14 protein-coding genes and 1 tRNA gene are annotated in these 14,824 nt (G+C 69.9%); 6 read left to right on the forward strand and 9 right to left on the reverse strand.

Annotated features, from left to right (window positions below; genetic code table 11):
* Window positions 1–71 precede the first annotated feature (71 nt).
* Window positions 72–2,255, forward strand: a complete 2,184-nt coding sequence (locus CLV68_RS09695) for a hypothetical protein (protein ID WP_121390037.1) — start codon at window positions 72–74, stop codon at window positions 2,253–2,255.
* Window positions 2,252–4,084, forward strand: a complete 1,833-nt coding sequence (locus CLV68_RS09700) for an SNF2-related protein (protein WP_121390038.1) — start codon at window positions 2,252–2,254, stop codon at window positions 4,082–4,084. The genes CLV68_RS09695 and CLV68_RS09700 overlap by 4 nt, the downstream gene beginning before the upstream one ends.
* 144 nt (window positions 4,085–4,228) lie before the next feature.
* On the opposite strand, the gene CLV68_RS09705 is transcribed toward CLV68_RS09700, so the two are convergent.
* Entirely contained in the window at window positions 4,229–5,155 is a 927-nt protein-coding gene (locus CLV68_RS09705; RefSeq protein ID WP_121390039.1) for a cation diffusion facilitator family transporter, read from the reverse strand.
* Window positions 5,156–5,308: 153 nt separating this feature from the next.
* Here CLV68_RS09705 and CLV68_RS35585 point away from each other — a divergent pair, with 153 nt between their 5' ends.
* The gene (locus tag CLV68_RS35585) at window positions 5,309–6,472 is read left to right on the forward strand and encodes a lytic transglycosylase domain-containing protein (RefSeq protein WP_281274646.1); all 1,164 of its coding nucleotides are present in this window, start codon (window positions 5,309–5,311) and stop codon (window positions 6,470–6,472) included.
* Here the strand turns inward: CLV68_RS35585 and CLV68_RS09715 are convergent.
* Entirely contained in the window at window positions 6,469–7,569 is a 1,101-nt protein-coding gene (locus tag CLV68_RS09715; RefSeq protein WP_121390040.1) for an ABC transporter ATP-binding protein, read from the reverse strand. The genes CLV68_RS35585 and CLV68_RS09715 overlap by 4 nt on opposite strands.
* A 206-nt stretch (window positions 7,570–7,775) precedes the next feature.
* Here CLV68_RS09715 and CLV68_RS09720 point away from each other — a divergent pair.
* Window positions 7,776–7,847: transfer RNA gene (locus CLV68_RS09720), tRNA-Arg, on the forward strand.
* Between the two features lie 204 nt (window positions 7,848–8,051).
* The gene (locus tag CLV68_RS09725; RefSeq protein ID WP_121390041.1) at window positions 8,052–8,876 is read left to right on the forward strand and encodes a DUF72 domain-containing protein; all 825 of its coding nucleotides are present in this window, start codon (window positions 8,052–8,054) and stop codon (window positions 8,874–8,876) included.
* 63 nt (window positions 8,877–8,939) lie between these two features.
* Here CLV68_RS09725 and CLV68_RS09730 read toward each other — a convergent pair whose 3' ends face one another.
* The 7 genes from CLV68_RS09730 to CLV68_RS09760 form a co-directional block, all read right to left on the reverse strand.
* Window positions 8,940–9,140, reverse strand: coding sequence for a hypothetical protein (locus tag CLV68_RS09730; protein ID WP_246009741.1), 201 nt, complete (start codon window positions 9,138–9,140; stop codon window positions 8,940–8,942).
* A 74-nt stretch (window positions 9,141–9,214) separates the two neighbouring features.
* On the reverse strand, window positions 9,215–9,760 hold the full coding sequence (locus CLV68_RS09735) for a hypothetical protein (RefSeq protein ID WP_121390043.1): 546 nt from the start codon (window positions 9,758–9,760) through the stop codon (window positions 9,215–9,217).
* A complete protein-coding gene (locus CLV68_RS09740; protein ID WP_121390044.1) occupies window positions 9,744–11,135 on the reverse strand; it encodes a hypothetical protein in 1,392 nt (463 codons plus the stop codon). The genes CLV68_RS09735 and CLV68_RS09740 overlap by 17 nt, the downstream gene beginning before the upstream one ends.
* Complete coding sequence (locus tag CLV68_RS09745; RefSeq protein WP_121390045.1) at window positions 11,132–11,419, reverse strand: hypothetical protein; 288 nt, start codon at window positions 11,417–11,419, stop codon at window positions 11,132–11,134. Before CLV68_RS09745 ends, CLV68_RS09740 begins: the two co-directional genes overlap by 4 nt.
* A 157-nt stretch (window positions 11,420–11,576) precedes the next feature.
* Window positions 11,577–12,257, reverse strand: a complete 681-nt coding sequence (locus CLV68_RS09750; RefSeq protein ID WP_246009742.1) for a DUF305 domain-containing protein — start codon at window positions 12,255–12,257, stop codon at window positions 11,577–11,579.
* Entirely contained in the window at window positions 12,254–13,093 is an 840-nt protein-coding gene (locus CLV68_RS09755; RefSeq protein WP_121390046.1) for a thioredoxin-like domain-containing protein, read from the reverse strand. The genes CLV68_RS09750 and CLV68_RS09755 overlap by 4 nt, the downstream gene beginning before the upstream one ends.
* Before the next feature lie 124 nt (window positions 13,094–13,217).
* A complete protein-coding gene (locus tag CLV68_RS09760; protein ID WP_121390047.1) occupies window positions 13,218–13,904 on the reverse strand; it encodes a thioredoxin-like domain-containing protein in 687 nt (228 codons plus the stop codon).
* 58 nt (window positions 13,905–13,962) lie between these two features.
* On the opposite strand from CLV68_RS09760, the gene CLV68_RS09765 reads away from it, so the two are divergent.
* A complete protein-coding gene (locus CLV68_RS09765) occupies window positions 13,963–14,823 on the forward strand; it encodes an arginine--tRNA ligase (RefSeq protein WP_121390048.1) in 861 nt (286 codons plus the stop codon).
* Window position 14,824: the final 1 nt, after the last annotated feature.

Consider the following 14,824-nt stretch of genomic DNA (forward strand, 5'->3'; position numbering starts at 1 on the left):
AGTCCGGAAAGGTGCACGCGCACCGCTTCCGGCCACTCCTCGAGTCCGAGGCGGTAGGCGGAGCCCCGATAGTGGGCGAGGTCCCCCTCGACCAGTTCACCGTCCTGAGCCCCGACGTCGAACTCAACGCCGAGCGCAATGCCGTCGTAGAGGCCGACGGCGCCCCGTTGAGCCGGTTCGGCGCACGGCTGCGCGCGACGATCGCCAAGCTCCGCGCGATATCCCCCGGGCAGGTCCCGCTGGGCCTCGTCCGGGCACTGGAAGCCGCTTCCGCCGATGACGAGTACAACATCCGGCAATTGGCCCAGACCCAGATCAGCCGCACCGGGTCGGGGACGATGTACGGGGCACTCCTGCGCTTGCACAGCCCCGTGGTCGAACCGTCGATGATCAACGGGCGGATCCTGGCCCAGACCCAGGCGGCCATGGCGGGTGAGGAGCACGCGCCCGTGGTCCGGGCGGTCGACGCCGAGGTCTTGCGGTTGCCGAGGCTGCTGGTCGATTCCGCCGACCAGGTGCGCCATCAGGCCGACGAAGCCAGGCGTCTGCTGAGTCTGGACCTCTACAAGTACCAGGGTAGCGATGATCGCGAGTTCATCGATGACCTGATCCTCAAGGGTGTCAAGGAACCCCCGCTGGTGGTCCCGTTCCACCTGGACGCGGGTGAGAGCGGGTCGGGCTGGCTGCTCAAGGCGGTTGACGGGGCGCGCCGGACCACGGCGAGTCAGATGATCTTGCACTCCCTGACCGGTCGCGACGCGCGGTTCGCCATGCGGCACTGGTCCGACGGCAGGGGAAAGCTGGAGATCCGCGACATGACCGCCGCCGACGTCCTGCTCGCCAGGCGCTTGCTGACCTTCGAGGAGAGCTCCCTCACCGGCCTGTTCCCGATGGCCTCCGGTCACACCGCGCGCGATCAGGAACGCCAGGACCAGTGGCGGCAGACCATCGCGGTGCGGTCACCCGCCATCCGCGCGGCGCACCGGGTCCGCACCTACTTCGCTTTCGTCGTCCTCGATGTCGAGGCATTCGGTGGGGCCACCTTCCCGCACCCGGCCTGGCAGGTCGTCAACGACGCGGTGCGCCAGCGGCACATGCCCAGGGCAGCGGCCAAGCAGTGGGCGGCGAACGACGTCTGGACGCTCTACGCGATCGATCTGATCGAGGAGTTCGCGAGCCGGGGGATCATTGACGAGGTCGAACGAGCGGCACTGCTCAACCCGCGCGCGGTGGACTTCGCCGATGTCACCCCAGTCAGCCCGGAACGCCCGTATCGCAACAGGCTCGCTGCGATCGCGCACCTCGCCGCCCTGGCGTGCACGGGGGACACGGTCGACATCACCAACCAGGTGCTCGCCGAGAACCAGGAGCGCAGGCACTCCCACGGGCGTGGCCAGATCGTCGGAGCCCAGGCACGGCTGCTGCTCGGTCTGCACGACGACGCTACCGGCGCCTCCATCTCCTCGACGATCACGAGCATGTGCAAGGACAAGGTCTTCTACCGGCTCGACCTGCACCCGGGCGCCACGACCTGGGCGAACCTGATCGGGAGTTCTCCTGAGGACCTGCTCGCCGGGGCCATCGACGACCTGGTCCAGCGGTACGTCCAGAAACCCGCCGACCGCGCGGAAGTCGGTCCTTTCGGGCCGCACCAGCGGGCCCTGGGATTCCTGGGTGGGCTCGCGCTGGCCGCCAACCCGCGGCTGCTGGAGCAGGACGAGCACCTGACCCGCACCGGCCGCGGCGGTCGTGGTGGTAGAGCGAGCACCATCGGCAGGCACGAACCTGCGGTGTTGTTGCGGCACATGATGTCCAGCGACGAAGGGTTGCGTCAACTCGCGGAGATCGTGCGTGCGACCACGCTGGCCGTACCCCGGGTGCCCGCCGACGCCGACGGTGCGCTGACCGAGACCAGGCTGCGCACCGACTTCCTTCCCGAGCTGGGGCGATCGGCCACGGACGTCAGATCCGTGCCCCACGAGGACACAGGGCAAGATCCGCGCGTCGCCTGGCTGATGATGAGCGACAAACTGGAAGAACTGGTGGACGGACTTACCGAGCATGTCGCGCAGATGCGCGGGCACGAGTTCGACGACCGCGTGGTCGGGCCCGCGTTGGAGTTGGAAGGACTTCCCGCCGAGGTTGTCGACCCGCTGAAACCCAAGGTCAACGAGCTGGCCGAGTTCCTCGCCGACGCGAGCGCGTTCTGGCGGATCGCGCGGCGCAGGACGACCTCGGTGGGTGACCCGGAGTGAGACCGCTGGTATCGGTGCGGGTCGAGGACACGGTGCTCGTCGCCCGAATGCTCGACGAGGTCGACGAGCAGCACTGGACAGAGGTCATCGAGTGGTTCGGCGGACTTGGGTTCGACACCGCCGGTGAGGTCGTCCGGGTGCAGGCTTGGGACAGTCCCCGCTTCGCGGGCTGCCTCGTCACCGCACCAGCGGACCGGTTCCAGTGGCGGCTCAGTGCCGGGGCGGAGGCGGTGCTGGCCAGGCAGCGGGCGATCGCGGCCCAGTTCCGCGAGGTGCTCGCCGTTGCCCCGGTCCGTGATCCCGACTGGCCGGATGCCGTGCCCGAACCCGCTGAGTTCGGCTTTCGGCGCGCCCTGACCCCGGCGCAGCGCAGCGACGTGGTCCGGCTGATGGCCATGCGCCACGGAGGCAACTTCGGCGTACCCGGCAGCGGCAAGACCACCGTTGCCTACTGCGTGTGGGCAGCCGAGCGTGCGGTGGGCGCGATCGATGGTCTGCTGGTGCTGGCACCACTATCGGCATTCGAGGCGTGGCGCGACGAGCCTGCCGCCTGCTTCACCGAGGCGGCCGTGCCGCGGGTGCACCTCATGCCGGAACCGATCCCGGCGGGCGCGGACGTCGTTGTGCTCGGCTACTCGCGACTGACCCAGCCGCACGTGCTGGCCGAGGTCGACGGCTGGGCTGCCACACGCCGGGTCATGGTCGTGTTCGACGAGAGCCACCGCGTCAAGGCGGGCCCGGCCGGGACATGGGGCAGGGCCGCGGTCCGACTGGCCGCGCGCAGCGAGCGGCGATACGTCTTGAGCGGCACGCCGATGCCCAACACCGCCGCCGACCTCGCCGCCCAGTTCGACCTCTGCTGGCCCGGCTACGGCCATGACCTCGCCTCCGGCGCACTGCAAGGGGTGCGCGACCGCGTATACGTTCGCACGACTAAGAAGCAACTCAACCTGCCGCGATTGCACACCACGATCGAGCGAGTGCCCTTGGAGCCCGAACACAGGCGCTTGTACGACGCTCTCGCGGGTAGTGCCACTGACACCCTGGCTGACCCTGCGCTCGTAGCCGACGTCGAGGCTTTGGGGTCGGTGCTGTTGCGGCTGATCGCTGCCGCCACGAACCCTGCCGCGATATTCGACGTCGGTACACCGTTGAGCCTGCCGACACTGGTTGACCGGTCGTTGCCCTTGGAAGACCTGGTTCGCAACACCGCGGCCACGGTCCGACCCGCTAAACTCATACGAGCAGCGCAACTGGTTGATGCGAATGCCGCGGCTGGCCGTAAGACCCTGGTTTGGTCGGTTTTCGTTGCCAACATCGCCGCAATGGCAGACCTACTGGCCGCACACCACCCCGCAGTAGTCACCGGCGCTGTCGCCATTGCCGATCCCAGGCTTCCCACTGACCGCGCCAGGGAACTGGAGCGCTTCCGCAACGACGATCGCTGCACGGTCCTGATCGCCACGCCGCAAACCCTCGGCGAGGGAGTCAGCCTGCACACCGCCTGCGTCGATCAGGTCCACCTCGACCGCACCTTCAACGCGGGCCTGTACCTGCAGAGCCTCGACCGCACCCACCGACTGGGGATGGACGCGGCCAGCAATCCCACCGTCACCGTCCTGCTCGCCGAGAACACCGTCGACCAGCTGGTGCACGACTCCCTGGCCGCCAAGATCCGCGACATGTCCAACGCCCTCAACGACCCGACGCTCGCTCGTATGCACCTCCCCGACACCGATGCCACCCTCACCCCCCAGGACCTCCTCTTGGACGGCAGCACCTCAGCCCAAGCCCTGGCCACTCTCCTCCGCCGGGTACGTGGTCACTGAGCACGTCCGCACCGACCGATATTTGATTCATGGTGCCAGGATTCCGCGCAAGGTCGCGAGCCCCGGCAAATCGGTCCTGGGGCCGTGGGAATTCGAAACGTGGCAAAGCAGAAATGTGCTTGGCGGCGATGCGAGTCGAATCAGCTACCAGGAGAGTTGTCTGCACTTGGTGGCGGCGTCGCGGTGTTCGACTTGGAGGGTGGCGTGTTCCAGGCCGTACTCGTGTTGGAGGAGTTCTCGCGCGGCGGCCAGTACGGCGCTTTGGTCCGCGTTCTCCGCCATCGTCAGGTGTGCCGACGCGACCTCCATTCCCGAGGTCAGGGTCCACACGTGCAGGTCGTGCACCTCGGCGACGCCGGTCAGGGCGCCGAGGCGGGTTGCCACCTCGTCGACGTCGACGCGTTCCGGGGCGTGTTGGAACAGGATTCGCAGGGCCCGGCGCGCGAGGGACCAGGTGCGGGGGAGGACCCAGATGCCGATGGCGACGCCGATGATCGGGTCGGCCAGGCGCCAGCCGGTGGTGAGGGTGATGAGGGCGCTGATGAGGACGCCGACGGAGCCGATGAGGTCGGCGACGACCTCCAGGTAGGCGCCGCGGACGTTGAGGCTCTCCTCGGCGCCGTCGCGGAGCAGGAGGAAGGAGACGACGTTGGCGGCGAGCCCGGCGGCCGCGGCGAGCAGGACCGGGAGGCCCGCGACGGTCGGGGGGTCGCCGAAGCGCTCGACGGCCTCGAAGACGACGTAGCCCGCGACGCCGAACAGCAGGATGGCGTTGGCGAGTGCGGCGAGGACCTCGGCGCGGTACAGGCCGAACGTCCGGCTCGGCCTGGCCACCGCGCGGCGGGCGGCCACGATCGCGGCCAGCGCGAGGCCGACGCCGACGACGTCGGTGAGCATGTGCGCCGCGTCGGAGATCAGGGCGAGCGAGCCGGTGGCGAGGCCGACGGCGAACTCGACGACCATGATCGCGGCGGCGATGCCGAAGGCGGCCCAGAGCCTGCCTGCCAGCCGCCCCGATGCGCTTCCCGCGGGCAGGCCGTGACCGTGGCCGTGCCCATGTCCGTGTCCCACCGCGCACCCCTCTCCCCGTCGCCGTCCAACATATAGTCACATGCGCATACATACAACACACTGTGACCCGATCGGCGCCGTTAGCCACTCGAACGAGGGATCATGGTCGCGGACTCCCCGAGGTGCTGTCAGCGCTCTGGTAAACGGGAAGGCGTGGTTACCCCATCGCAGCCGGGGGGCGCGCGCCCGGTCACCGCCCTCGCCCTCGTCCTGTTGTCGCTGGCCACGGCCGCGGCCCAAGCCTCAGGACCCGCCCAACCCCCGGCGAACGCGGCCCCCATCGCGATATCGCCGGTGCGCGATCCGGACCCCGCCGCGGCGGACCAAGCGGGGTCCTCGACGCCACAACTGCTGGCCGCGTTCCCCGCGGTCGGCCCCGTCACCCAACTCCCGGCGCCGATGCCCGTCGAACGCGTCGAGGCCCAGTCGCCGGTCACCTCGACCGGGGTGCCGAGCAACATGCTCGACGCCTACCGCAAGGCCGAGCGGCTGGCCCCGCGCGCGTGCGGGCTGAAGTGGTACCACCTGGCCGCGATCGGACGGGTCGAGTCGGGGCACGCGGCCGGTGGGCGCGCCGACGACAACGGCGACACGGCGCCGCGCATCCTGGGCCCGGTGCTTTCTGGCGGCCCCGGCATCGCCGCGATCTCGGACACCGACGGCGGTGAGCTGGACGGTGACACAACCTGGGACCGCGCGGTCGGCCCGATGCAGTTCATCCCGTCGACCTGGCAGAAGTACGCCGCGGACGGCAACGGCGACGGCGTCCGTAGTCCGCACAACATCTATGACGCTGCCGTGGCCGCAGGGCGCTACCTGTGCTCGGGCGGCATGGACCTGAACAACGTCGACGACCTCGGCGCGGCGATCTTCCGCTACAACCACTCCGGCGACTACGTGGTCGCGGTGACTACCTGGCTGACGGCCTACTCGGGTGGCGTGACGCCTATCCCGCCCGCGCCGCCGGTTGAGGAGGCGCCTGTGGTGGCGGTACCGGAGCAGCCGCCGTCACCGTCGCCGGAACCGGCGCCTACGACGTCACAGCCGCCCTCGGAGACGCCAGCCCCAACGGAGACGTCAGTACCGAGCGAGCCGCCGTCTACGGAGCCGTCAGAGCCGCCGGACCCGTCCGACGCGGTAGCGCCCACTGAGACGACAGAAGCCGCGCCTGAGGTGACGACAGGGGCGGCTATCCGACCCGCGCGTCCGCACCGGCCACACCCGAACCGGCCGGGCCGTGAGAGCTGCGAGAGCGGGGAAAACACCTCCGGCGCGGCTGCGACAACCGCGCCGGAGGGTGACTGCGCGGCGGGCTAGATCAGCCGGTCGCCGGACTCCGGGTGGAACAGGTGGATCTCGCTCGGGTCGCGGAGCACGACCCGCACGGTCTGCCCGAGACCGGGCGGGGTCCGGCCGTCGACGCGCAGCACCAGGCGCGGGCCGGTGGGGTCGTTGGCGACCGAACCGTGCACCAGGGCGTCCGCGCCGAGCTCCTCGACCAGCTCGACCACCAGGTCGAACGCGTTGGGCGAGCCCGCGGGCACCAGGCCGAGCGACTCGGGCCGGATGCCGACGGTGACCGTGCCCAGGTTCTCCTTGGCGATCGCGGCCACCGTGTCGCGGGTCAGCGGGACGTTCAGCTCACCGAGGGCGAGCGTGCCGCTACCGACCATGCTGGTGCGCAGGTTCATCGACGGCGAGCCGATGAACCCGGCGACGAAGGCGTTGGCCGGGTTGTCGTAGAGCGCGCGCGGGGTGTCGCACTGCTGGAGCAGGCCGTCCTTGAGCACGGCGACCCGGTGGCCCATGGTCATGGCCTCGACCTGGTCGTGCGTCACGTAGATGGTGGTGGTGCCCAGGCGGCGCTGGAGCGCGGCGATGTTCGCGCGGGTCTCGACGCGCAGCTTGGCGTCGAGGTTGGACAGCGGTTCGTCCATCAGGAAGACGGCCGGGTCGCGCACGATGGCCCGGCCCATGGCGACGCGCTGGCGCTGGCCGCCGGAGAGCGCCTTGGGCTTGCGGGCCAGGTACTTCTCCAGGTCGAGCAGCTTGGCCGCCTCGGTCACCTTCTCGCTGATGACCTGCTTGGACAGCCCCTGCAGCTTGAGCGCGAAGCCCATGTTCTGCGCGACGGTCATGTGCGGGTAGAGCGCGTAGGACTGGAACACCATGGCGATGTCGCGGCCCTTCGGCGGCACCGCGGTGACGTCGCGGTCACCGATGCGGATCGCGCCCTCGTCCACGTCCTCCAGCCCGGCGAGCATCCGCAACGCGGTCGACTTACCCGACCCGGACGGCCCCACCAGGACCAGGAACTCCCCGTCCTCGATAGACAGGTCCAACCCGTCCACCGCCCGCACCGGCGGCGACCCCGGGTACACCCTCGACGCGCCCTCGTACCGGACCTCGGCCACAACACCCTCCCAGCCGTCGCGCCCGAACCCGTCCAGACGCCCCGCCAACCCACACGAACACCCTGAGCAATCGCCAAGAGGCTAGTGCTGATTCTCTCAAAGGTCCAGACCACTTCGCCGCCGAAGCCCGACCGTGACCCACCCCCCGCCACAGCCCCGCACCCCCGTATGCGCTACTCTTCCCCCCGTCGCACAGCCGACAAGCCGCCCCCGTAGCTCAGGGGATAGAGCACCGCCCTCCGGAGGCGGGAGCGCAGGTTCGAATCCTGCCGGGGGCACTCACTCTGAACGACCTGTGTTCGCGGAATGCGCGAACTGGGTCGTTCGTTGTTTTCTCTGGGGTGCGACCCCAGGCCCGCCCGGAGGGCTTTGCCCCCGGACCCCCAGTTGTGGCGCATGTACGTGGGTTTGTGGTGCGTGTGTGGGTTGTTTTGGGCTTGGGGGGTGGTGGTGGGGTGGCGCGGCTTTATGTTGGGTGTGCGATGTGGACGCACAAGGCGTGGGGTGGGCGGTTTCTGGCGCCGTCGTTGGCTGCCAAGGAGCGGCTGAGAGCTTATGCGGGGTGGTGCAATGCGGTTGAGGGCAACACCACGTTCTATGCGATTCCTGCGCGGGAGACCGTCGAGACCTGGGCGCGGCAGACTGGTTCTGGGTTTCGGTTCGTGGTGAAGGTGCCCAAGGTTGTCACGCACGAGCGCCGGTTGGTCGGTGTCGAGAGTGAGATGCGGGCGTTCCTGGACGCGATCGAGCCGCTGGGGGAGCGGGCGGTGCTGTGGACTCAGTTGCCCGGCTCGTTCGGTCCGTCGGATGTCGAGGCCCTGGGCCGGTTCCTGCGCAGGTTGCCCGCCGACCGCAGGCGTGCGGTGGAGGTGCGTCATCCGGGGTTCTTCGCCGACGCGGGATCGGCGGCGTCGCTGGAGGGGGTGCTCGCCGGTGCGGGTGCCGAGTGGGTGCCGTTCGACACCACGGTCTTCTTCCAGAGCCCGCCGACCAGCGAGGCCGAGGAGGACGCCTGGGGCAAGAAGCCGCGGCTGCCACGGCGGACGCGCGCACTGACCGACCAGCCGATCGTCCGGTACCTGGGCCGCGACTCGGTCAGTGAGACAGTCGACGGCTGGCAGCCGTGGACCGAGGTCGTCGCCGAGTGGCTGCGGGAAGGCCGGACGCCGACGGTTTTCCTGCACACTCCGGACAACGACGACGCCCCCGCGCTGGCCCGCCGGTTCCACGACGACGTTCGAGCGCTCGTGCCCGACCTCGACGCACTACCCGAGCCCGAGCCGATCGAGCCCGCGACCCTGTTCTGAGCGGCATCGAGCGGGACAAGTGCATTCCCCGATCTTTCGGCCGGGATTTCTCGAGGACAGACCCTACCGGTGATCTTGCTGCTCGTGTCCGGCCTGCGACTTCTTTGTGCCGCGGCGGAGCAACTGGTGGAGCAGCCACAGTCCTATTGCGACTGGCGTCAGGATCAGGGCGAACAGGGTTCCGGCGAAGATGCCATAACCATGGGGATCGGTCGACCATCCGATCGCGCTGAACACCACCATGCCGACGAGCAGCACGATCACCGCTGTGGTGCAGGCGAATGCGGCGAGTACGAGGTGTTGGAGGGCTGTCCTTGCTCGGCTCCGCGGTGGGGGCGTCATCCCGGGTCGGGGGTGCAGATGGTCAGGAATGACTTCTGGTTCTCCCGCTGGACGTCGGCTGGGGACTTCCAGCCGGTTTGGCCGAACAGGTAGGTGTCGGGTGGGTGTTGGGGGGATTCGCGGAGTACCTGGGGGATGTCGAGCCTGGCGCCGTTGGCTTTCGGGCCGTCGACGGCGAAGTTGAGGGTGGTTGCCTTGGTCCAGTCGTAGTCCGGGGGGAGGGCTTTCCGGATCTGGAAGGGGCCGTCGGTGTTCGGGAACGCAGTCAGCAGGTCCATGCGCTCCACCGGCACGCCCGGTAGCGGCGCGGTCCACCGCTGGTCCGCGCTGGCCTGCGTGCCGGAGTCGAAGATCAACGTCAGGCCGGTGACGCCCTCGCACGGGGTGCCGGTCCACAGCTTCAGGACGCCGTCGTCGACGCGGAACCCGGCTGCCGGGGGCAGCGAGGGCTCGAACTGCGCCCTGGTGTCGCACGCCGCGGTCGCCGCCGCCACGAGCAGGGCCGCGCAGGCGACCCGCCACCGCCTAGCGGTATCCGCCATCGGAAAGCCCCGCGTCTTCCTCGGTCTCGTTGCCGCCGGTGACCTGCTCCCACACGTACGACGCGAGGAAACCGGTGTAGCCCTCGCGCGCCCACTGCTGGGAATGGCGCTCCTCGTGGTGCAGCAACCGGTCCATGTCGAGATTGCCCTGGTAGGCGCCGTTGTCGCCCTCGTACCACGCGTGCCCCGAGCCTGCCACGTCTCGGAGTTGCTGAGCCGGGTCGGCTGGGTTGTCGATGTTCAGCATGAACGTGTCGCCCCAGGTGGTTCCGCCGCGTTGGCTGAACTGGTCCTGGATGAGGTTTCCGCCCAGGCCCATCATCATGCCGTTCGGGGTGGTCACCAACCGCCCGCCGTTGCCGTGCACGAATCCCACGTCGTCGTTGTAGCTCCAGGAGTTCTCCCGTTGCCGGTCGACGATGCGCTGGAGTTCCGCGGACCCGTACGGGGTGGGCGCGAAGTCGCCGCCGGTGCCGTAGTCGGTGCCCGCGTTCATGATGTAGGTCATCCGCACCGCCTTGGCGGCGTCGTCCCCGCTGATGTCGGTCGGCATCAGGAAGTACGACTTGAAGGTGCCGTCGCCGTCGGAGTCCTCGCGGATCTCCTCCATGCCGTCGAGGACGGCGAAGTCCTCCGGCGTGATGTGGTGGTCGACGATCATCTGCTTGATCGTGTCCACCGAGACGCCCCGCCGCACCGCGTTCTCCAGCCACTGCCGGTAATGCCCGGACGCCGGTGGCCCGGTCAGCAGCCCGGCGTCGCGCAAGGACTGTTCCATCTCGACGACCTGGGCGTCGATCTCCCCACCCTTCCTGGCGCCCGCCAGGGTGGTCGCGTCGTGGTCGCTGATCTCGCGGTCCTGCGCCAGCCGCATGACCCTGGCGAGGGTGGCGTCGATGTTGGTGGCCGCGGTGAGGATCGCCCTGGTTTCCTGCTCCAGCTGCTTCCTGATGGTCTCGCGGTGCCGCTGGGCCTCGGCGCGGTCCTCGGCCTCCATCCGCGACCTGGGTGGCGGGTCGGCGGGCTTGTTGTCCACGATCGTGCCGTCGGCGGCGATGCCGAACTGGTAGGTGGCGGCGAGGGAGTCGTTGTTCGCGACCCGGGACTTCAGCGCGGCGACGTCGTCCGAGGCGACCTGCAGGGCGAGTTCGACGGCGGACAGCTCCGCGATCAGGATCTCGGCGTCGTTGCGCGTGTCGCCCAGCGAGGTGCGTGCCCGCTCACCGGCGGGTCCGTGCCAATCGGGCAGTCTCCTGGCGTCGTCGAGCTCGTCCTGCAGCCCGATGAGCTTGTCCCGCCGCCCGCGCAGGTTCGTGGCGGCCGCGTCGAGCGCCTCGGCGTCCCACCGGCGGACATCGTCATAACCGACAGTCATCGCCCGAACGCCCCCGCCGCGGAGTCCTCGTTCTCGGCATACGCCGTCGCGGCCGCCGAGACCGATTCGCCCCACTGCTCGATCTCGCCCGCCCACCCCTTCGCACGCTCGGTGAACGCCGACGCCAGCCCAGGCGCACATCTCGCCGCATCCCCACCCGGCAACGCCCCGGCGACCGCACCCAACCCGGCCCCCGGATCCACCACCCGCGCCTGATCAGCCGCGGACCCCGCCGCCTTGGCCGCGTTCCGCAACTGCCCGATCTCGACCTCGTACCCGCTCACAGCCCGTGACCACCACCCCTGAATCGGCCATCTGCGGGCGAGGGTACTGGAGCCGAGGAGCAGGTACACGCGATTCGCGAGAGTGCGGTGGGAAAGGCCGGCCCTATCGCGGCAACGAAAAAGGGCCGCGACGAAAGGGTCGGGGATTCCGGCCGGATCAGCCGGGGAGGGGTTGGGCGCCGCGGTCTTTGAGCATTGTGGTGAGGAGGTCTACCTCGGCTTTTTGGCCTGAGGCGATTTTCTGGGCCAGGTTGCGGACGTAGCCGACTCGGGCGTGGTCGGCGGCGTAGGTGGCCATTTCGAGGCCGCCTACGTGGTGGCGGAGCATGAGTTGGAGGAAGTAGACGGTGAACTCGGTGCCTTTGAGGGCGCGGAGTCTCATCAGTTCTTCCGAGGTGGCCATGCCGGGCATGAGGTCGACGCCCGCGCCGTCGGAGTGGGTGTGGGCTCCGGCCATCCAGCGCATGTGGGGCTGGTCGGCGGGTGACAGGGTGGGTTGGCCCCACGCGGTGAGCCAGCCGCTGAGTTGGCCGCTCTGGTCCAGTTGGGTCGACTCGATGTCGAAGGCCAGTTGGCGGACCTCGGTGTCCTCGCTGCGGTCGCGGGCCATCCCGGCCATCGTGATCGCCTGGAGGTGGTGCACGCGCATGTCCTGGGCGAAGCCGACGTCGATCGAGTCCGCGCTCGGGGTCTCGGGGGCGCTGCCGGTGGTGGCGAGGGTGATGAGCATGCCCGCCGCGGCGCCGACCAGGAGGACGACCACGGCGGCGGCCACGTAGACGAGCGTCGACCGCCCGCTCGAGAAGGAGCGGGCGGTCGGCTCGTCGGGCGTGGTCACTGGGAGGGCGCGGCCGCGGACGTGGTCGGCGCGGCCGGGGCGGAAGCGGGGGCCGATGCCGACGGGGCCGTGCCGGCGCCCGGGGTCTTGCCGTCCATGCCGACCGCGTCGGCGCCGGGCTTCTCGGCGACGAAGGGCGGCGGGTTGGCCGGGTCGAAGCCGGTCTGGTTGCTGTCGCAGCGGCCGCCGGGCTCGGGGTTCTGGTAGTTGTTCGCGCGCAGCGACTTGATGAACTGCTCGATGCGCTCGTCCTCGGCGCTGTCGAGCTTGAGCTGGTGGCCCCACGACTGCAGCGAGATCGGCCGGTCGAGGCCGGGGTAGGGCGACATCACCATGTACGCGGTGCCCTCGACCTTGGACTTCAGCTTGTCCAGCTCAGCGCCCTGCACCTTGTCCGGGTTGTACGCGATCCAGACCGTGCCGTGCTCGAGGGTGTGGACCATGTTCTCGTTGCGCACCGGCGCCGGGTAGACGATGCCGGTGCAGTCGGCCCAGACACCGTCGTGCGGGCCGCCGAACGGCGGGCTCTGGTCGTAGGCGACGCGCTGGGTGGCCTGCACGTGCTGACCGGAGGCGTAGGCGACCTTCACCACGCCGCTGATGGCCTCGGACGGGTCCTTGTTGTCGTCGGAGGCGATGAACTTCTGCGCCGCCGAGACCTGGAAGTACGCATAGGTGAACACGCCACCGGCCAGCAGCACGATCGCGGTGATCCCGGCGATCAGCGCCCAGGGCGGGCCCTTCTTCGTGACGACGGAGGCCCGCGCGGCCGAGACCGCGCTCTTCTTGCCACCCTTGCCGCCCTGTGGGCCCTTCTTCTGCGTTCCGCTGGCCATGCCGTCCCTCGGACCTCTGAGCGCGTCGGCTCCCCCGTCCGGGAAGCCCCGCACCTGGTGGGTGCGGAGGCCAAGTCTAGGGAACGGGTGTCTGGTCGGTGTCAACCGAGGTCCGGGTACCGCCTCACCGGCCGGTCGGCGGGATCGCGCCAGGTCCGGGGTCCGACGGGTCGAACTTGGGCGGGTCGTCCTGGTCGAAGCGGTCGGACCCGAGCGCGGCGCAGGACGCGCCCGGCTCGGGGGTCAGGTACTGGTTGGCCCTGGTCGCCTGGATGAACTGGTCGACCCGCTTGTCGTCGACCCCGTCCACCTGCAACTGCCGCCCCCACGACTGCACCGACACCGCCTTGCCCTGGCCGGGGTACGGCGACATGACGGTGTACGGCTTGCCGGTGACCTTCTTGGCCAGCGCGGTGACCCCCGCCTTGTCGAGCTTGTCCGGGTCGTAGGTCAGCCACACCGCGCCGTGCTCCAGCGAGTGGACGAGGTTCTCGGTGCGCACGGCCACCTTGTAGACGACGCCGTTGCACGGTGCCCACACCGCGTCGTGCGCGCCGCCCAGCGGGGGCTTGTGGTCGTAGGCGACCCGCTCGGTCGGCTTGACGTGCTGGGCGCCCTTGTACTCGATGGCCAGCACACCGTCGATCTTCGACGTCGGGTCCTGGTTGTCCTCGGTCGGGCTGAAGCCGGTGTCCGCCGGTGCCTCGGCCTTCGAGGTGACCCCGATCGGGCTACCCGCTTCCGTGCTCGAACAGCCGACGAGCGCGACGCAGGCCGCGGCGAGCGCGAGGTGACGGGCGTACCGAATCATGTGGGTGAGTCTATGGACCCCAGGCAGGTGCCGGGACCCCGATACCTAGACTTGCCCGGTGACCCCCGCCGTGCTCGCTGACCTGGTTCGTTCCGCCGCCGTGCGCGTGCTGGACGACCGCGGGCTCGACACCGGCGCCATCCCCGACGACGTCGCGGTCACCCGTCCCCGCGATCGCAGCCGGGGCGACTACGCCACCGCCGTCGCCCTCCGGGCCGCGGGGAGCCTGGGTGTGCCGCCCCGGCTGCTGGCGCACTGGCTGGCCGACGAGCTGGTCACCCACTCCGCCGTCGCCGAGGCCGAGGTCGCGGGCGCCGGGTACGTCAACCTGTGGTTGACCGCCGAGACCCGCGCCGACGCCGTCCGCCGCGCCATCGACTCGCCCGCGCTGCCCACCCGCGAGATCACCCTCCCGGCGACCGTCCGCACCACGACCGGTGAGATCGCGATGGCCGACCTGGTCGAGGAGGTCGGCGCCGACGCCGCCCGGTTCGCCGCGCTCAGCGACTCCACAGTGGACGTCGACGTGCTGCGAGCGCGGACCGAGGAGAACCCGTTCCACTGCGTACGCTACGTCCACGCGCTGCTGTCGTCGTTGATCCGCAACGGTGAGCGGCTCGGCGTCGTACCCACCACAGTGGACGTCGACCTGCTCGACCACCCCGACGAGATCGACCTGGCCCGCACCATCGCCGAGTTCCCCGACGCCGTCACCGGCCCCCCCGCGCGGACCGTCCGCTACCTGCGCAGGCTCGCCGACCAGGCGTGGGACTTCACCGACCACCACCACGTCCTCCCGCAGGGCGACGAGGAACCGCGCCGCGGGCACGACGCGCTGTTGGCGCTGTGCGCAGGCGCCCGCCAGGTCTTGGCCCACGGGCTGGGGCAGCTCGGAATCACCGCACCGCAACGATTGTAGG

Source organism: Actinokineospora cianjurensis (assembly GCF_003663795.1).
GTDB lineage: Bacteria > Actinomycetota > Actinomycetes > Mycobacteriales > Pseudonocardiaceae > Actinokineospora > Actinokineospora terrae.

Bases quoted from the DNA above. Each gene is read 5' to 3' on its own strand.
- CLV68_RS09740 (WP_121390044.1), bottom strand. From the start codon at position 11,135: ATGACTGTCGGTTATGACGATGTCCGCCGGTGGGACGCCGAGGCGCTC.
- CLV68_RS09725 (WP_121390041.1), top strand. From the start codon at position 8,052: ATGTGGACGCACAAGGCGTGGGGTGGGCGGTTTCTGGCGCCGTCGTTG.
- CLV68_RS09760 (WP_121390047.1), bottom strand. From the start codon at position 13,904: ATGATTCGGTACGCCCGTCACCTCGCGCTCGCCGCGGCCTGCGTCGCG.
- CLV68_RS09735 (WP_121390043.1), bottom strand. From the start codon at position 9,760: ATGGCGGATACCGCTAGGCGGTGGCGGGTCGCCTGCGCGGCCCTGCTC.
- CLV68_RS09755 (WP_121390046.1), bottom strand. From the start codon at position 13,093: ATGGCCAGCGGAACGCAGAAGAAGGGCCCACAGGGCGGCAAGGGTGGC.